Raw genomic sequence first — 18,965 nt, 5'->3', positions numbered from 1 at the left:
GTTGGATGCAGGTAAGGGAATGAATGATCCAGGTGCTTCTGAGGTATTGACGACGCTCATGGAAGCTGGTTATGAGGCCTATTATGTCGGTGGCTGTGTACGTGATGCTGTGCTGGGACGACCAATCAAAGACATTGATATCGCGACCTCGGCACTGCCAGAGCAGGTTATTGAAATTTTTCAAAGGACGGTGCCAACGGGACTCCAACACGGCACTGTGACCGTTCTGATAGCTCAAGGAGCCTATGAGGTAACGACTTTCCGTAAGGAGGCAGCGTACGAAGGATTCCGTCGTCCTGCCTCAGTTGCCTATATTTCGGATTTAACCGAGGATTTACAGCGAAGGGATTTTACAATGAACGCGATGGCTATGGATGTAGCTGGCGTTCTGCAGGATCCTTATGGTGGACAAGCGGATCTGGCCGCTGGTGTTCTTCGCTGCGTAGGTATTGCAGAAGAGCGCTTTGGTGAAGATGCCTTGCGGATGCTTCGCTGCATTCGTTTCGCCTCCACCTATGGTCTTGAGATCGAAGAGAGCACTTGGCAGGCGCTGCTGGCGAATGCCCCATTGCTGCGCCATATTGCCATGGAGCGAGTGCGCAGCGAGCTGCAGCGCATGGTAGAGGGCCCAGCCCCTGCGCGGGCTGTGCGGTTACTGCTGGCGAGCGGCTTGCTGGCCTACCTCAAAAAGCAGCTTCCGCTGCCTTTTGAGGCTTGGCTGACTTGGGACGACGCGCTGGACGTTGTCAGCGCGCTGGAAGGGCAGCATGACCGCTGGGCCATGCTGCTGATGCTCCTGGAGGTGCCAGCGGACGTAGTCCGCGCGGCTCTCCAAGAGCTGACGTTCTCCCGCGCCGATGGCGCTGCGGTCGCGGAAGTGCTGGCTCTGCGCGATGCTGTCGCCGCGCAGGCCCAGGTGGATGACCCGGCTCCGCTGGAGCGGGTCTGGAAGCTTGGCGCGGTGCACCGCGGCGAAGCCGCAGCCCGCGCGTTATTGCGGCTGCTGCGCGAGCTGCCTCAGGTGGAGGGGAAGCGCGGCGGTTTGGCGCGCTTCTTGGCCTATACAGCGCCAGAGTTGCTGCGGCGCGGGGAGGATTGGCTGAAGGAGGTCCCCTGCTTCAGCTTGAAGGAACTCGCCATATCCGGCCAGGATGTGGCGGCGGCTCTTGATCGGCAGCCCGGCCCGTGGATGGGCAGGCTGCTGCAGGATCTGCTCGAGCGAGCGGCTCTCGGGGAAATCCCGAATGAGCGCAAGGCTCTGATTTACGCCGCGCAGGCTGCGAAGTAGCAGCGCTGTGCGGTTTTTCTTTTGAGTGGCGGATATGGAAGCCATTGCTTGCACGTATGAAATCAAATAACGGTAAAAACTACATTTTATTTTTCTTGATTTACGCTTGGAACATTGAAAAAGTCGGTGGTTGTAAGGTAGCTAGATTGGGTAAAAGTAGATTGTGAGCATGAAGTAGCTAGTAATTCGAGTTAGGGTATCCTGCAAGTTAGTTGAGTAGACGTATCTAGTAAGGCAAGAATTAGCTAGTTAAATGAATTAGAGGTATATTGTACGATGAAGTAGCAAGTTAATTGGGTTAGAAGTATTATTTGAATTAGAAATCAAGCGCATCACCTGCGCTACTATAGATCAAATTATAAGATTGCGAGTGAAATCGTATGAATGAACGAATTTTAGAGCTTTTTGAGCAAACGCCCGAGACCTACGTATCCGGGGCGGAAATCAGTCGGCGGTTAGGTGTGAGCCGTACTGCAATCTGGAAGCACATTGAGGAACTTCGTGCGGAGGGCTATGCGTTCGAAGCTGCTTCACGCAAAGGGTATCGTCTAATAAGTAAGCCAGCGAAGTGGCAGATCACTGAGTTAATGAATGGCATGAAAACGAAGGTGCTTGGTCAAAAAGTGCATATTTATGATGAAGTAGATTCTACACAAACGATCGCTCATAAGCTGGTCGCGTCTGGGGCCCCTGAAGGCACGATTGTACTCGCAGAGAGGCAGACAGCAGGTAGAGGTCGAATGGGGCGCAGCTGGCATTCTCCAGCAGGGAAAGGGATCTGGTTGAGTCTTATTCTGACACCGCGTATTCCTATGTACTTCATGCCGCAACTAACCCTGCTTAGTGCTGTTGCTTTATGTCGTGCCATTCAAAAAGTGTGCCACGTTGAAATCGGCATCAAATGGCCTAATGATCTTCTAATACATGGGAAGAAGGTTAGTGGTATTTTGCTGGAAAGCAGTGGCGAGGACGAACGCTTAAAGTATGTGATTGCAGGGATTGGAATCAGCGTCAATTTGTTAGAAGAGGATTACCCGGAAGAGTTGCGTTCGATTGCAACTTCCTTAGCGATAGAGTCCGGCGGAAAGGTTTCACGTGAGGGCTTGGTACAAGCTTTTTTATTGGAATTTGAGGATATGTATGCTCTTTATCTGGAGAAGGGATTTGCTCCAATTCGGTTACTATGGGAAGCGTTAAGTGTCACGCTGAAGAGACCGATTCGGACATCAACACCATCAGGCTTTATTGATGGTATCGCTGACTCCTTGGATAATACTGGTGCTTTGACAGTGATAACCCCCAATGGTGAACGGATTAAAATTTATTCTGGAGACATTGAACTAAAGTAGTGGGAGATAAAGGGTATCCTCTGGAAGCAAGCTTTGGTATAATAGAAGCATAAGGCGGTATCCTTATAGGAACTGCACTTGTAAGTTGATCTGGCAAATGACCTTACACATGATCTTGCTGAATGATGCAAATCATCAAGTTGCATGGTCACAAATGCACTGTCGGTGTCTACCACGACAACGGAATAACCTAGGAAACAAGATGTTGGATTCTGCTCTGAGCCTTACAAGGACCGAGACAGAGGGATCATTGATTCTTTCTGCATGCGCTCCTTTTAGCTCTTAGCTAAAAGGTTTTTTATTTTATATGAGGAAGCTGGGATTACTGTGGAACAACGAAAAGCGCTAACGACAGCAAAGATGAGAAAAATGAAACAAGACGGCGTGCCGATTACGATGGTAACGGCCTACGATTATCCTTCAGCACGTTTGTCGGAAGAAGCAGGTATTGATGTCATTCTAGTTGGCGATTCACTAGGCAATGTTGTGCTAGGCTATGATTCTACACTGCCTGTTACACTAGATGATATGGTATATCATACACGTGCTGCAGTGCGTGGTGCCGCGAATACGTTTGTCGTCGCTGATATGCCATTCTTAACGTACCACGGCAGCTTGGACGCTACTTTACAAGGTGTTGGACGTTTGATGCGTGAGGGCGGAGCCAAGGCGGTTAAATTGGAAGGCGGCGCGGAGATCGCGGCTACGGTCAAAGCGATAACAGAGGCAGGCGTGCCTGTCGTTGGTCATTTGGGGCTAACGCCACAGTCAGTTCACCAACTGGGGGGCTTTCGTGTACAAGGGCGCAGCTCGGAGCAAGCGAAGAAGCTGTTGAGTGATGCGAAGGCTATCGAGGAAGCAGGTGCGTTCGCGGTTGTTCTGGAACTGGTGACGGATGAATTAGCGGCATGGATCACGAAGCAGCTGTCCATTCCCACAATTGGCATAGGTTCTGGCGTTCATTGTGATGGGCAAGTGCTTGTGTATCATGATTTGCTGCAGTATGGTTCTGACAGTGCTCCCAGAAAGTTTGTTAAAGCCTATGCAAATATCGGGGAAACTATCCGTGCAGGGATTGGCGAATATGTGAAAGAAGTGAAAGCGCGGACGTTCCCGGCGCAAGAAAATACATTTCATATGGACAATGATGTTGTTCAATATCTATACGGCGATAAGGAGTGATTGGTCATGGAAGCGATCCACACCATGGAAGTGGTTCAGACAATTGCCGATTTACGAGCTCGGATTAAAGCGTATCGACGCAAGAATGATCAGTCTGTCGGTTTTGTGCCGACGATGGGCTTTTTACATGAAGGACATGCGAGTCTTCTCCAAAAAGCTCGTTCTCAAAGTGGATTAGTTGTGTTAAGTATTTTTGTGAATCCGTTGCAGTTCGGTCCTGGTGAAGACTTTGAACGATACCCGCGCAATGCGGAGAAAGATTTGGCGGTAGCTGAGGCGGCAGGTGTGGACATCGTATTTATGCCTTCCGTAGATGAGATGTACCCAACACCAACACGCACCACGGTGAGTGTGTCGGAGGTCACGACAAGACTCTGCGGGGCTTCACGACCTGGTCATTTTGATGGTGTGGCTACGGTTGTTAATAAACTGTTTCATATGGTTCAGCCGGACCAAGCATTCTTTGGTTTGAAGGATGCCCAACAAGTGGCTGTGATTGAGCAAATGGTTCAGGATTTAAATATACCTGTTGAAATCGTACCTTGCCCAACCCTGCGTGAGAACGATGGCTTGGCGATGAGCTCGCGTAATGTATATCTATCAGCAGAGGAGCGTCAGCAGGCGCTGGTATTGTCACAGTCTTTACAGCAAGCGAAGGCATTCATCCAAAGCAAGTCAGCATCCTCATTTACATCACAAGAGCTAGAAAGCTTAGTTCGCGATCATATCCAAACGGCGCCATTAGCCGTTATTGATTACGTTGAAGTATTGTCCTACCCAACTTTAGAGCCTTTTGAACATAGCCATTCTATTAATACTCTTATTATCGCGCTGGCTGTGAAGTTTGGAAAAACACGTTTAATTGATAATCTTATTCTACAAGTTAGGAAGTGACGTCTTATGTTTCGCACAATGATGAAAGCGAAGATTCACCGCGCCACGGTTACCGAGGCGAATTTAAACTATATCGGCAGTATCACGATCGATGAGGACTTGATTGACCTTGTAGATATGCTGCCAAATGAGAAAGTGCAAATCGTGAATAACAACAACGGTGCACGTCTGGAGACGTATATTATTCCTGGGCCACGCGGCACAGGTGTGGTATGTCTGAATGGCGCGGCAGCGAGACTCGTTCAAACAGGTGATACCATTATTATTGTTTCATATGCCATGATGAGCGACGAAGACGCGAAAAAGCATCATCCAACGATTGCCATTATGGGAGCAAACAACACCGTTGCCCAGTTGCTGAAGGAAGAAGAACATTCAACCGTCCTCTAAGCAGGCAGACTTACCATGCCATGCATGAAAACGTCTTTGTTTACAAAGAATGAGGGTAAGCTTTCGAAGCAAAGGTGGGGATGCCAAATGTTTAAGCATTTATTTTCCACAATGAATGAGGTTTTGGAAGAAATCCAGAAGGAATATCCGAACAGCGATGTGGAGAAAAAGGCCGAACTTGACGAACAATTGCAAGTGTTAAAAACGATGAGTGATGAATTCATCGAGGCGTGGCTGCTTTTTGAGGAGAAGCTGGGAAAGTTTTATGGGGCGGTGCCGATCAGCAATACTCAAACCTTACATGATGAACTTATGGAGCTCGACATGTCCGGCAAACAAACGGAAGAATTCATGCGCGGACAAGGGTATTATAAGTTGTACATGTATGATCAAGCGATCAAAGAATTCGAGGTGTTGATTCAGCGGCAGCCGGATTTCTTATTAGCGCGAGTGTATTTAGCGATGGGACATTTACGAAAAGGGGAGTTTGGTGATGCGTATCAACACTTCAAATTCCTCTTGCCATTGATGGAAAATTCAAAGATGAAAGCTATTTCTTATAATGCCATGGGTTGTATTCAAGTGCAAAACCAGAACCTTGAGAAGGCTTTCGAATATTTTCAAAAAGCTTATCATACCGACCCCTCTTGTATGGAGCCGCTAATCAATCTCGATGAGTCCTAAACCGAAACGGTAAAACAAGGTATTCCCTTTTCCTAATCAGATTTGGTATGCTAGGAGAAGTGTAGGACGAAGGGATTGAAGATAGACGTTATGAAATTTGCAGTTTTGGATTTTGAAACGACAGGAAGTCAGCCTGGGGACGAAATTATACAGGTTGGACTCGTCATCATAGATCAATTTGAAATTACAGACAGGTATACTTCTCTGGTGAACCCAGGGATTAGTATACCTTCTTCGATTACAACTTTAACAGGGATTACCAATGAGATGGTTGCGGATGCACCATCACTCGATCAGGTAATGTCAGACATGTTTCCCCTCTTGTTTGATTGTGTGCTTGTAGCGCATCAAGCAGCGTTCGACTTATCATTCCTGCAGCGAGGGCTAACGAGAACTGGTTATCCTCCTTTCTCGGGTCGTGTCCTGGACACCATGGATATGCTGCGTATTTTATTCCCGTCCATCTCTAGTCTACAGCTTAGTATGGTGGCGGCGTTGTTTGGGATTGATCATGAAAGGCCGCACCAAGCAGACAGTGATGCGGAAGTTACTGCATTGATTTGGATCCACTGCTTGGATCGCTTACTGGGGCTGCCTCTCTTAACGGTGCAACGGTTGAACCAAATTTTCGAAAACGGTAACACCGATTTGGGGTGGTTTTTGGACGAAATTTGTTTATATAAAGAGTCAGTAACAAGTGTCGATATGGATACGAATCGTTACTTCCGTCAATTTACCTTGAATGTGACGGATTGGGGAGAAGACGAAGATCCGCGCTCTGAATACGAAGTAACGGCAGCGTTAGGAAATTCTTTTACAGCCTTTCAGCAAGGCCTGAAATCCGCGCTCCAACAACGATTCGAGGTGTACGAGGATCGTGAATCTCAGGATCAAATGATTCTGGAAGTGGAGAAGTCTCTCGAGGCAGATCAGCATTTGATGATCGAAGCGGGAACAGGGACAGGCAAATCACTGGGATACTTGATTCCTTCGATCTATTACGGTTTGAAATATGAGAAGAAAGTTGTCGTCTCGACACATACGATTAATTTGCAGGAGCAGCTGCGTGAGCGGGATATCCCTCTATTAAAAGAAATTTTTCCTATTCCATTCAAAGCAGCTGTCCTCAAAGGAAGAAGTCACTATCTGTGCCTTCGTAAGTTTGAGACGAAGCTCACAACACGGGACTACGAAAATAGCCGAGAAGACCCGATAACGGCCGCGCAAATGGTTGTTTGGCTAAGTGAAACCGAACATGGGGATGAGGAAGAACTGCACTTTGGCAACAAAGGTGCCCAATTCTGGTACTCGGTTGCGAGTGACACGGACTCCTGTCTAAACCGCATGTGCCCTTGGTATAAGAAGTGCTTCTACCACAGAGCTCGTAATGACGCCAATACGGCTGATGTGATCATCACGAACCATTCCCTCCTCTTTACGGATATGAAGGCTGAGAACCGCCTTCTGCCGTCCTACAAGCACCTTGTGATTGACGAGGCGCATCACTTTGAAGAAGTGGCAAGTAAGCACCTCGGGATCGAGCTGCATGCCTCTGCGTTTTACCATTCCTTATTGTGGCTGTATAAGGATAATCGAAGCGGACAGCTTCCAATGCTTCGTTTCCGATTACAGAAATCGGATGAGGCAGGGGAGCGAGCAGCCGCATGGAGTAACACGATTGATGGATTGTTTCCGAAAATCATTTCGATCAAAGAGGACTGGGAACGTTTAAGTGAAGCCCTGTACGAGTTGGTTTCCTCCAGAAGTGATCCTTCACAATCGGAAACTTCGCAATATGTGCTGCGTTTGAAGCCGGAGACTCTGCCTGCGAATTGGCGTGAGTTGTTGATTATGGAGGATAACATTTATCTGAATGCGAGTGAACTTTTGCGAACTTTGGATAAATTGTTGAGTGAGCTAAAGGAGCAGCAAGATGGACTTGGTGTTCAAGGGTTAGTGACCGATCTGAATGGAACTGTGAAAGAGCTGTATGCGCATCGTGATGCGCTTCATTTCTTTATGAAAATGGCAGATGAAGGGTACGTGTATTGGATTGAAGCTGGCACGTATGCGAAAGCCAAATCGGTTCAACTGAATTCCGTTCCAACGGATGTTAGTGGGTTGCTGCAGCAGCATTTCTTTGAAACGAAAGACAGTATTATCTTGACCTCCGCAACGCTCTCGGTGAATAAATCGTTCCAGTACTCGGCGGAGCAGCTAGGCTTAGCCATTCCAGAAGACGAAGAGTCAGGTAAGCTGAAAACAGTGCAATTACCGTCACCTTTTAACTATCGTGAGCAGGCTTTGGTCGTCATTCCACGTAATTTTCCAACGATCAAGGGAGCGGGAGATCCCGTTTTTATCGAAGCACTGATCAACTCTCTAAGTGATGTTGCACAGGTGACAAAGGGGCGAATGCTAGTTCTATGTACCTCGAACCGGATGTTGAAGCTTGTTCATGCAGGAATGAAGGAAAAGCTCAACCCACATGGCATCACTGTGCTTGGTCAGGGTGTTGACAGCGGCAATCGCAGTAAGTTGACCCGAATGTTCCAAGATAATAAAATGTGCGTGTTACTGGGCACTAGTTCGTTCTGGGAAGGTGTAGATATTCCAGGAGATGCGTTAAGTTGTCTGGCGATCATTCGTCTCCCATTCCAACCGCCTAATCACCCGCTTGTCGAAGCCAAATGTGAGAATATCAAGAAGCGCAATGAGAATCCATTTATGAAATTTTCTGTTCCTCAAGCTGTTATTCGATTTAAACAAGGCTTCGGTCGATTAGTTCGGAGGGCGTCAGACAAAGGGATCGTTATTATCTATGATACACGTGTTATTGAGACGTATTATGGCAAGCACTTCCTCTATTCGTTGCCTGGTCCGAAGATCGAGCACATGACCTGCGAACAAATGCTGCCGAGGATTGAGCAATGGATGGGAGGAGCTTAATTCGTGAAAACACAAAAAATTTCAGAAGCTGTTGTCCGCAGATTACCTATCTATTTACGCTATCTAAACGAGTTGCAAATGAACAATGTGTCCACGGTGTCTTCTCAGGATTTAGGTCAGAAATTAGATCTGAATCCTGCTCAAATTCGGAAGGACTTAGCTTATTTTGGCGAGTTTGGCAAAAAAGGGATTGGCTATGATATCAATTACTTGATAGAGAAGATTCGCCAGATTCTGAAGTTAGATCGACATATTCAAGTTGCCCTCGTTGGCGCAGGAAATTTAGGCAGAGCACTTTGCAATTATAATACGTACTTACGTAATGATATGAAAATTGTGGCTTTATTCGATGCCATGCCTTCAAAGACAGGCGAAGTGATTAATAATTTGGTTGTGCTCCCCATGGATAAAATGAAGTCAGTTATGTCTGAGCTTGGTGTGCGGATCGGTATTATTACCGTTCCCGCGGCTGAAGCACAGAATGTAGCGAATGAATTCGTTGCTTGTGGCATTGAAGCGATACTGAACTTTGCGCCAGTCATCATTAAGGTGCCGCCAGATGTACGCGTGCATTATGCGGATTTCACGACAGAGCTTCAAAGCTTAGCTTATTATCTCGATTAGCATGAAAAAGGCACGACCCGCGCAGCTTCAGCGGGTCGTGCCTTTGTTTTTTATTACTACATGATTAAACGGAATATCACAAAGTACAGGGTGTAAGCAAGAACCATGGAGATCGGAATGGTAATAACCCAAGTGACTAACATTCGACCAACCGTACCCCATTGTACTTCATGGAATCGCATGACACTGCCTGTCCCGATAATCGCAGAGGAAATAACATGTGTTGTGGATAATGGTTTACCAATGAAGGTTGAGATTTGAATGACAATCGATGATGTTAAGTCCGAGGCAAAGCCGTTGATCGGCTCAATTTTAACAATTTTACCCGAGACTGTTTTAATGATCCGCCATCCGCCAATGGATGTACCAAGGCCCATCGCGAGGGCTGCAGCAATTTTTACCCAGATCGGTACATTCAAATCATCTTGAACGCCGGCTGCAACAAGACCAAACACGATAATCCCCATCGCCTTCTGCGCATCGTTACCACCATGGGAATACGAAAGTAAACCGGCAGAGATGATTTGTAACGTACGAAAACCACGATTTAGTTTGGATCTGGATGTATTACCTGACCACAGCACGATATTTTTGATCAATACCATAATGAGATAACCTAGAACGAAAGCGATAATCGGCGATAAAATAAGAATGATAATAATTTGTGTGAAACCACTCCAGTTAACGCCATTGAAGCCTGCTCCTGCAATTACAGCACCAGCTAAGGCACCAAGTAACGTGTGGGAGGACGAAGATGGAATAGACAAGTACCAGGTAAGTAAGTTCCAGATGATTGCTGCAAGCAAGGCTGCAATCACGACTTCAACGCCATTTTCGATCTTCGCAGGATTGGCAATACTTCCGCCTACTGTTTTGGCTACCTCCGATGAAACCATAGCCCCAACAAAATTAAGTGAAGCAGCCATGAAAATCGCTACACGCGGACTTAATGCTCGCGTAGAAATGGAAGTAGCAATCGCATTAGCTGTATCGTGGAATCCGTTGATGAAGTCGAATAACAGGGCTAGTGCAACGATTATGATCAAATAAGTTAACATGAATTCCTCCTAGCGCTTTCCAATTGGAAAACTTTCTTCGTACACACAGACATCTTGTCTTAAGAGTAACGAAGTACTACGCTGTCTAGAATGTTAGCGACATCTTCGCAGGCATCGGTTGTTTCTTCCAAACGCTCGTAAATTTCTTTGAGTTTGAAATCTTCGTAGGGGTCTTTGCGTGTGATGAAAATTTGACGAATTCCTTCGCGCATCAAACGATCTCCATCATTTTCTAATTTATTTATAGCCACCGTGTGCTCCGGAATTTGCATATATTTTTTCTTAGCTAAAAGCTTGAAAGCATCTAGCATATGTTGACATGAGTCTACGATAACTCCAGAGAAATCTTTCATGTAGGAATCTGTATGAGAAACACTCAAATAGTCGAAACGAGCAATCGTAGCCTCAATACCATCGGTAACATCATCGACTTTGGAAGCTAGAACCATAATATCTTCCCGATCAATAGGAGTGATAAATACTTTGTTCAAACCTCTGAAAATGTCATGTGTGATGGAGTCTCCTGCATGCTCAAGATCATGAATTGCTTTGACATACTCAATTGGGGGTTTATCACCCATCATAGCTGTACGAAACAATTGAGCTGTTTGCAAAGCGTTCTCTGCAGCACGGATAAGAAGTTGCAAGAAATCGACTTCGTTCTTTCTGGTGAATAACGTTGTCATAGAATCCTCCTAATTTTTACTATATGTACAAGTTTTTGAACGAATTTGTGATTTAAAAATGACCAAATTGTAGAAAAAACTCACAATGTTTAAAGTATCATACTCGTTAGGGCTAAAGCAACGAAAATTCCGTGACAATTTACAATTTCTCAACAACTTAGGAATCGTACACGGCTTCCTTGATTTTACAAGCTTGAAGATGTAAAGTTTATGGAGCAGTAGCTGTTTATAGAATGAGCATAGAGAGGGTTTTTTACTATGAAAAAAACATTAATTTCAAATGGTATTTTTATTTCTAATAAGGAAGACAAAACATCCATCAAGGGCTGCATGGTTATTGAAGGCAGCCAGATTACATACATCGGGACAGAAGTGCCAGAACCATTAGACAATTATGATGAAGTGATTGACGGTACGAATAGGCTGTACATGCCAGGACTTGTGAATACACATGGACATGCTGCGATGTCACTGCTCCGCGGTTATGGTGACGACCTAGCACTGCAAGTATGGTTAGAGGAAAAAATGTGGCCGATGGAAGGGAAATTCACTTCACAGGACGTCAAATGGGGAACGCGGTTGTCGATCCTTGAAATGATCAAAGGCGGCACAACGACATTTGTCGATATGTACGACCATATGAATGAAGTTGCTTTGGCAGTAGAGGAATCAGGGATGCGCGGCGTTTTGACCCGCGGTGTGATCGGATTATGTCCGCCCGATGTGCAAACAGCAAAGCTAATTGAAGCATCTGAATTTGCAAAGAGCTGGCATGGTAAGGCGGATGGTCGAATTACTACAATGATGTCGCCGCATGCACCTTACACATGTCCGCCAGATTATATCGAGCGTATTGTACAGGCTGCACATGATCTTAATCTTCCGATACATACGCATATGTCGGAAACTCGCCGTGAAGTCGATGGCAATGTCGAACAGTATGGCGCTAGACCTGTGGCTCACTTGGAAAAGCTAGGCGTATTCACTCGCCCAACGCTTGTTGCGCATGGTGTTCATTTGAATGATGAAGAAATAGCTATTCTTAAACAATATGATGTACGTGTTTCCCACAATCCGGGCAGTAATCTTAAACTTGCAAGTGGTGTTGCCCGATTGCCAGAATTATTGCGCGCTGGCGTTAAAGTTTCTTTAGGTACAGACGGAGCGGCATCCAATAACAATTTGGACATGTTTGAGGAAATGCGTTTGGCAGCGCTTATTCATAAAGGAGTAACTGGTGACCCATTAGCGATCCCTGCGAAAGAAGCCTTATTGCTTGGAACTCGGATGGGAGCAGAATCCATTTGGCTGGAGGATGTTGGTTTACTTGAGCCTGGTATGAAAGCAGATTTCATCGCACTGGATATCGATCAGCCTCATTTCCTTCCCAAAACGGACTTCGTTTCCCACATTGTGTACGCCGCTTGTGCGAAAGATGTCGTAGATGTTTGCGTTGATGGCAACTGGATCGTCCGTAAAGGTGAGTGTTTAACTTTAGATGAAGAGAAAATTAAACGTGAATTTGAATGTTGTTTTGATCGACTAAAAGGCTAATGCTAAGGCAAAGTAAGTGGTTTGGGGAGGTGCGCGGCGGTTATGAATGCGAAGCGAACGATCACACTTGGCGTTTTTATTATAGCAACGCTGGGTGTCGTGCTTAGCCGATTCTATCTGAATGTGCAGAACGAACACTGGGATGAGAAACGTGTAGCTGTTGAAAAAGCCTATGTGGGAAGTATGATGACAAAGGCATCAAAGGTGGATTTTTTCTACGGTGATGAGCCGTTTCAGATTGTATATGGGGAGAACAAGCTAGGACAGCGTTTAATTGCTTGGGTATCTGCTGAAGATGTTTATACGGAAATGGCGGAGGAAGCCTTCACAGAAGAGCAAGCCCGCGCTGCGGTATTGAAAAAGGCGCCGACTAGTGAAATTGAGCGAGCAATACCAGGCAAACTAGGGAATGACTATGTATGGGAAGTATTTTATAAGACGAAGGATGATAGAGGTACGCGGTATTTCTATGATTATTATACCTTCAAAGATGGTACTTATCTGGATACTTATCGGCTCAGCCTTCATTAAGAAGGTTGAGCTTTTTTGTATTATAACTAGAATGCTGACTTCATGAGTTTCCACTGTTTACATAAGGCATATCGTATATAAGTGGTGATATACTTATCGTATTGCTTTTGAGGCATACAAATATATCATTACAGAAAGGTGGACGCAACCTATGAAGATGAAACTGCGCGTTTTACCTGTTATTTTGAGCGTGATTATTTCGGCTGGAGTACTTTTTGGAGGCTGGTTCGCCTATACAAGTTTTGCGATGGAAAATCCATTATCACATATCATTAATACGGCACCAGGTGTAACGAATTCCACGATGAAGCTTTCTTCGAATCAAGTGGATGTCGAGTTGACTTTGAAGCCTGACGCTAATTTACGACAAGTTGTTGAGGTAATTAAAGACGAAGGCGCATCAATTATCGGGAAACGAACCGTAAATATAACGATTAAAAATCAACCCTCAGACAAGCTGGATCAATGGTGGTCTAAAGCGTTATTTGAGGTAGCTCAAGCGATGGAAACGAAGCATTATGCGGATATTCCAACAACCTTAGAAAAATATGCAAATGGTATACCTACGCTGAACGTAGACAGCGAAATGGATGAGTATAATGTTTACATTCGTTTAACAGATGGTGATACGACTAAATTTATCATGCTGCCAAGAATCTCCCAGATCGGAGTGTGGCCGAATGAGTAAAATATATAAAGAGATTGGGATTGGATTTATTCCTGTTTTTCTAGTGTTCTTAGCTTTCCTAGGTGTGAATGTGATACCTATCTTATTCGTGAGTGCGCTGGGTGGATCGTTATTGTATATGATGAAAACCCGCGGCGGTATTGGAGCTGCAGCAGGCGGAGGAGATCGGAAAAGCAAGAATCGGACCCCTTCGTTTCTCACTTTTGATGAAATTGGCGGACAAGATCGAGCGAAGAAAGAATTGATGGAAGCACTTGATTTCTTGATTAAGCATGAGGAAATTAAGAAGCTAGGCATTCGTCCGCTGAAAGGATTACTATTGACAGGGCCCCCTGGTACAGGGAAAACTTTAATGGCCAAAGCCGCTGCGCATTATACGAATTCTGTTTATATGGCTGCTTCAGGCAGTGAGTTTGTTGAGATGTATGTAGGTGTCGGAGCAAGTCGAGTACGTGATTTATTTAAGGAAGCTAGAGCTCGTGCTGTTAAAGAAGGTAAGGATAATGCCATTATTTTTATTGATGAAATTGATGTTATTGGTGGAAAACGGGACGGTGGCCAACAACGCGAGTATGACCAGACATTGAATCAGTTGTTGACGGAGATGGATGGGATTCATACAAATGATGCACCGAGAATTCTCATTATTGCCGCGACGAATCGGAAGGAAATGCTCGATAGTGCTTTGCTGCGTCCTGGCCGATTTGACCGACATATCGAGGTTGATCTGCCAGATAAAAAAGGTCGTTTAGCCATTCTGCATATCCATGCCAAAAATAAACCGTTAGCTGAAGGTGTTACTTTGGAGCAAACGGCTGATCAAACCTTTGGCTTTTCAGGTGCACAGCTTGAGGGCGTGTTGAATGAGGCAGCTATTTATGCGATGCGTGAAGATAAGCCAGCGATTGAGCAGCCGCATTTGGCTTCGGCAATAGATAAGGTTATGATGGGGGAGCGAACAGATAAAGAAACAGCGAATGGTGAGAAAGAACGCGTGGCTTATCATGAATTAGGCCATGCTATTATTGCAGAGCTTGTTCGTCCAGGGTCCGTTTCCCAAGTAACAGTGAGTCCGCGTGGGAAAGCCTTAGGGTATGTTCGTCATAATCCTCCGCAGGATCATTATTTGTATACGAAAGATTATATCGAAGATCAAATCATGATTGCCCTTGGTGGAGCGGCTGCGGAAGAAATGATTTACGGAGGTCGCAGTACCGGGTCTCGCAACGATTTCGAACAGTCACTTTCCATGGTTCGTAACATGATGGATGCCGGACTTACCAGCTTAGGTATTATTGATCGTGAGATGGTGACGAAGGAACAGCTGATGAAAGAAAATGCTGCCATCCTGGATGCGTTAATGCTGCGTACGAAGAAAATGTTAGATGAGCAACGCAGTGTGTTTGAGCACTCGTTCGCAATTCTGATGAAGGAAGAAGTACTTTCTGGTGATACTTTTCGTACATTATTTGACGCTTCTGTGTCACAAAGTGCATAATAATGACCGTTGGCCAATTAGGCCAGCGGTTATTCGCTTTACTACACGTATGCAGGATACATATACTAATAAAGTAAGGCAGAAGTACGAAAGAAGTACGGAAGAAGGAGAAACAAGCTATGATGTTCAGAACAATTGGTGTCATTGGCGGAGGGACGATGGGGCAGGGCATTTCCGAAATGCTGGCCGCGCGTGGTCTTGATGTCATGCTTGCTGAGAAAACAACAGAAAAGCTAGACCGCGCTTTTGAGCTAATAACGGTTAGTTTAGATAAGCAAATTGAACGTTGGGCTTTGACGGAGGCAGAAAAGAAGTCCATCCTTTCGAAAATCAAACGAGCCAACTCGATTCAGGACATGGCATCCTGCGAGCTCGTAATTGAAACGATTTCAGAAGATTTGAATGCGAAAAAGCATGTCTTTTTCCAACTCAATCAAATATGCTCGCCTCAAATCATACTAGCTACGAATACTTCTACGTTAAGTGTTACGGAGATTGCAGCAATTACAACGCATCCTGAGCGTGTCATAGGTTTACATTTTCTACATCCGGTAGCCAAAGTGAATCTTGTTGAAATCGTACGGGCGATGAAAACGTCGGACGAGACTTATAATCTTACACGTCAGTTTGTGGATGACGTACTCACCAAGAAGAGTATTAAAGTGAATGAATCGCCAGGATATATTACGACGAGATTGATCTGTACGCTCATTAATGAGGCATTGCACACCTTATCCGAAGGTGTCGCTTCCGCGGAAGATATCGATCAAGCGATGCGTATCGGCTATGATTTCAAACATGGTCCACTGGAGATGTGTGACCGGTTCGGGCTAGATGCCGTATTGGCTGCGCTAGAGGGGATGTTCCGTGAATACGGCGATATCAAATACCGTCCTTCCTATTTGCTGAAACAAATGGTACGTGCCGGTCATCTTGGTGCTAAGACGGGAGAAGGTTTCTTCCGTTACGACAAGGATGGTGACCGACTATGAATATTTTGGTCATCAATGCTGGCAGTTCATCTGTGAAATATCAGCTGTATGATATGGAAAATGCAACTGTTCTGGCCAAGGGTAGAGTAGAACGCATTGGGATGGATACCGCTATCCTGATGCACGAACCAGCGGGCAAACCCGATTTTCATAAGGTGGATGAAATTCTAGAGCATACAACGGCCATCCGCAGAGTGCTGGATGTGCTTGTTCATCCGGAGCATGGCGTGTTGACCGCCATCTCACAGATTGATGCTGTTGGCCACCGTGTCGTCCACGGAGGCGAATCCTTCAAGAGCTCCGTCCTCGTTACGGACGAGGTGAAGAAGGAGATTCGGCGTCTCTTCGATTTGGCGCCGTTGCACAATCCGGCGCATATGCTGGGCATCTCGGCGGTGGATGCGAACATGCCTGGCGTACCGCAGGCAGTCGTCTTCGACACCGCCTTCCATCAGACGATGCCGGCGAAGGCCTACCTGTATCCGGTGCCGATGGCGCTCTACCGGAAACATAAGGTGCGCCGCTATGGTTTCCACGGTACGTCGCACAAGTACGTGAGCGAGCGTGCCGCTGCCTTCCTAGGACGCCCGCTGGAGCAGTTGAAGCTCATTACCTGTCACATTGGTAATGGCGCTTCCTGCGCCGCTGTATGGGGCGGCCAGTCGGTTGACACGAGCATGGGAATGACCCCGCTCGAAGGTCTGATGATGGGCACACGCAGCGGCGATCTGGATCCGGCCATCGTGCCCTATGTGATGGGCAAGGAGGATTTGACGATCGGCGAGGTGAGCTCCATGTTGAATAAGCATAGCGGCCTGCAGGCGATCTCAGGGATCTCCAGCGACATGCGTGAGATCGTGGAAGCTGTGGAAGCGGGCGATAAGAACGCTACCTTGGCTTTTGAGATGTATGCGTATCGTCTGCGCAAATACATCGGGGCTTACGCCGCGGCGATGAATGGCGTCGATGCGATTGTGTTTACCGCAGGTGTAGGCGAGAATTCCGCGCCGCTGCGTAAAGCGGTATGCGAGGGCTTGAGCTTCCTTGGGGTTGATTTTGATGAGGAAGCGAACCTACTTGGTAGAGGCATAGAAAAGCGAATAACGAAGCGTGGTTCAAAGGTTGAAGCGCTTGTTATTCCAACGAATGAAGAATGGGTCATCGCACAAGATACTTACAGTCTCGTGCAATCGCAGTCCGACTGATTCTTTCGTGGAAATCGGGAAATAGTGTACAATAGTAATGATCTTCAGTTCTAGGGAGGAAGGATATCCAATGAAAAGTACAATAGGTGAAGTGAAACATCATGTCGGCGAGTCAGTTACCATCGGCTGTTGGCTTAACAAGAAACGCTCAAGTGGTAAAATTCAGTTTTTGCAGCTTCGTGACGGTTCGGGATATATACAAGGTGTTGTTGTTAAAAGTGAAGTGAGTGAAGAGGTGTGGGAAGCAGCTTCAAAGCTAACGCAAGAGAGCTCCTTATACATAACGGGAAAAGTAAAAGAAGACACACGCTCCAAAGGCGGTTTCGAGCTTGACGTAACTGGCGTAGAAATCATTCAAGTTACGGAAGAGTATCCGATTACTCCGAAGGAGCACGGCGTTGATTTCCTAATGGACAATCGTCACCTGTGGATTCGGAGCCCGCGTCAGCGTGCGGTTCTTGTGATTCGCGCAGAAATTATCAAAGCGGTTCAAGCGTTCTTCAATGACAGAGGGTTTCATCTGGTGGATCCGCCAATCTTGACACCTTCCTCTTGTGAAGGCACGACGAACTTGTTCCATACGAAATATTTCGATGAAGATGCCTTCTTGACGCAAAGCGGACAGTTATACATGGAAGCAGCTGCGATGGCACTAGGCCGCGTATATTCCTTCGGTCCTACCTTCCGTGCGGAGAAATCCAAAACACGTAGACATCTCATCGAGTTCTGGATGATCGAGCCGGAGATGGCATTCGTGGATCACGTAGAAAACCTGGAGGTACAAGAGCAGTTTGTATCGCATATCGTGCAAACAGTGCTGCAGAACTGTCAGGCTGAGCTTGAAACGTTGGAGCGGGATACATCGAAGCTCGAGAAAATAAAAGGAAGCTTCCCACGTATCACGTACGATGAGGCTGTTGACTATTTACAAAAAAATGGGCATGAATTCGCGTGGGGAGAAGATTTCGGAGCTCCTCATGAGACAGCGATTGCAGCTCAGTACGAAACGCCGGTATTTATCACCCACTGGCCAACGGAGATTAAGGCTTTCTATATGAAACCCGACCCAAGTCGTCCGGAAGTCGTGCTGTGTGCCGATATGATAGCGCCAGAGGGCTATGGTGAAATTATTGGGGGAAGTCAACGGATTGATGACCCGGAATTAATGGAGCAGCGCTTCAAGGAGCACGAGCTATCGCAAGAGGCGTATCAATGGTATTTGGATCTTCGCAAATATGGAACTGTACCGCATTCCGGTTTCGGTTTAGGCTTAGAGCGCACGGTTGCTTGGATTTGCGGTTTGGATCATGTGCGTGAAACCATTCCATTCCCACGTTTGTTATACCGTCTATACCCTTAAGTAGTGGCGTTGTCCATGGGGAGAAAGGGGAAA

At 46.2% G+C, this 18,965-nt stretch carries 17 protein-coding genes; 15 read left to right on the top strand and 2 right to left on the bottom strand.

All coding sequences use genetic code 11. From position 1 onward, the window contains the following. Window position 1 precedes the first annotated feature (1 nt). From L6I86_RS05370 to L6I86_RS05335, 8 genes are all read left to right on the top strand, one after another. Window positions 2–1,288, top strand: coding sequence for a CCA tRNA nucleotidyltransferase (locus L6I86_RS05370; RefSeq protein WP_236285353.1), 1,287 nt, complete (start codon window positions 2–4; stop codon window positions 1,286–1,288). A 380-nt stretch (window positions 1,289–1,668) separates the two neighbouring features. Beyond that, window positions 1,669–2,637, top strand: coding sequence for a biotin--[acetyl-CoA-carboxylase] ligase (locus tag L6I86_RS05365; protein ID WP_236285351.1), 969 nt, complete (start codon window positions 1,669–1,671; stop codon window positions 2,635–2,637). A 327-nt stretch (window positions 2,638–2,964) separates the two neighbouring features. After that, a complete protein-coding gene (gene panB, locus L6I86_RS05360) occupies window positions 2,965–3,819 on the top strand; it encodes a 3-methyl-2-oxobutanoate hydroxymethyltransferase (RefSeq protein WP_157256918.1) in 855 nt (284 codons plus the stop codon). A 24-nt stretch (window positions 3,820–3,843) separates the two neighbouring features. Continuing rightward, window positions 3,844–4,713: a pantoate--beta-alanine ligase gene (gene panC, locus L6I86_RS05355; RefSeq protein ID WP_236285685.1), complete on the top strand. Its 870-nt coding sequence runs from the start codon at window positions 3,844–3,846 to the stop codon at window positions 4,711–4,713. Between the two features lie 6 nt (window positions 4,714–4,719). Then, window positions 4,720–5,103, top strand: a complete 384-nt coding sequence (gene panD, locus L6I86_RS05350; RefSeq protein WP_236285349.1) for an aspartate 1-decarboxylase — start codon at window positions 4,720–4,722, stop codon at window positions 5,101–5,103. An 87-nt stretch (window positions 5,104–5,190) separates the two neighbouring features. Continuing rightward, window positions 5,191–5,787 (top strand): tetratricopeptide repeat protein, encoded by a 597-nt coding sequence (locus tag L6I86_RS05345; protein WP_236285347.1) that lies wholly within the window; start codon window positions 5,191–5,193, stop codon window positions 5,785–5,787. 90 nt (window positions 5,788–5,877) lie between these two features. Next, on the top strand, window positions 5,878–8,736 hold the full coding sequence (gene dinG / locus L6I86_RS05340; RefSeq protein WP_236285345.1) for an ATP-dependent DNA helicase DinG: 2,859 nt from the start codon (window positions 5,878–5,880) through the stop codon (window positions 8,734–8,736). 3 nt (window positions 8,737–8,739) lie between these two features. Then, window positions 8,740–9,360, top strand: a complete 621-nt coding sequence (locus tag L6I86_RS05335; RefSeq protein WP_056614246.1) for a redox-sensing transcriptional repressor Rex — start codon at window positions 8,740–8,742, stop codon at window positions 9,358–9,360. Window positions 9,361–9,416: 56 nt separating this feature from the next. On the opposite strand, the gene L6I86_RS05330 is transcribed toward L6I86_RS05335, so the two are convergent. After that, on the bottom strand, window positions 9,417–10,418 hold the full coding sequence (locus tag L6I86_RS05330; protein WP_236285343.1) for an inorganic phosphate transporter: 1,002 nt from the start codon (window positions 10,416–10,418) through the stop codon (window positions 9,417–9,419). 59 nt (window positions 10,419–10,477) lie between these two features. Beyond that, window positions 10,478–11,104, bottom strand: a complete 627-nt coding sequence (locus tag L6I86_RS05325) for a DUF47 domain-containing protein (protein WP_056614240.1) — start codon at window positions 11,102–11,104, stop codon at window positions 10,478–10,480. A 258-nt stretch (window positions 11,105–11,362) separates the two neighbouring features. Between L6I86_RS05325 and L6I86_RS05320 the strand changes: the two genes are divergently transcribed. The 7 genes from L6I86_RS05320 (at window position 11,363) to asnS (ending at window position 18,932) form a co-directional block, all read left to right on the top strand. Continuing rightward, complete coding sequence (locus L6I86_RS05320; RefSeq protein WP_236285341.1) at window positions 11,363–12,658, top strand: amidohydrolase; 1,296 nt, start codon at window positions 11,363–11,365, stop codon at window positions 12,656–12,658. Between the two features lie 42 nt (window positions 12,659–12,700). After that, entirely contained in the window at window positions 12,701–13,189 is a 489-nt protein-coding gene (locus tag L6I86_RS05315) for a cell wall elongation regulator TseB-like domain-containing protein (protein WP_236285338.1), read from the top strand. A gap of 151 nt (window positions 13,190–13,340) precedes the next feature. Continuing rightward, on the top strand, window positions 13,341–13,877 hold the full coding sequence (locus L6I86_RS05310; RefSeq protein ID WP_236285336.1) for a hypothetical protein: 537 nt from the start codon (window positions 13,341–13,343) through the stop codon (window positions 13,875–13,877). Next, window positions 13,870–15,375 carry an AAA family ATPase gene (locus L6I86_RS05305; RefSeq protein ID WP_236285334.1) on the top strand — a complete coding sequence of 502 codons (1,506 nt, stop codon included), beginning with the start codon at window positions 13,870–13,872 and terminating at the stop codon, window positions 15,373–15,375. The genes L6I86_RS05310 and L6I86_RS05305 overlap by 8 nt, the downstream gene beginning before the upstream one ends. A 119-nt stretch (window positions 15,376–15,494) precedes the next feature. Beyond that, window positions 15,495–16,367: a 3-hydroxyacyl-CoA dehydrogenase family protein gene (locus L6I86_RS05300; RefSeq protein WP_236285331.1), complete on the top strand. Its 873-nt coding sequence runs from the start codon at window positions 15,495–15,497 to the stop codon at window positions 16,365–16,367. Continuing rightward, window positions 16,364–17,572 carry an acetate kinase gene (locus tag L6I86_RS05295; RefSeq protein WP_236285329.1) on the top strand — a complete coding sequence of 403 codons (1,209 nt, stop codon included), beginning with the start codon at window positions 16,364–16,366 and terminating at the stop codon, window positions 17,570–17,572. The genes L6I86_RS05300 and L6I86_RS05295 overlap by 4 nt, the downstream gene beginning before the upstream one ends. 70 nt (window positions 17,573–17,642) lie before the next feature. Further along, entirely contained in the window at window positions 17,643–18,932 is a 1,290-nt protein-coding gene (gene asnS, locus L6I86_RS05290; RefSeq protein WP_056614219.1) for an asparagine--tRNA ligase, read from the top strand. The last annotated feature ends 33 nt before the right edge of the window (window positions 18,933–18,965 follow it).

Origin of the sequence: Paenibacillus allorhizoplanae (genome assembly GCF_927798215.1) — a bacterium.
In the GTDB taxonomy this organism is placed as follows: domain Bacteria; phylum Bacillota; class Bacilli; order Paenibacillales; family NBRC-103111; genus Paenibacillus_E; species Paenibacillus_E allorhizoplanae.
The sequence above is the reverse complement of the archived record's forward strand: the minus strand, read 5'-3'. Positions and strand labels throughout refer to the sequence as shown.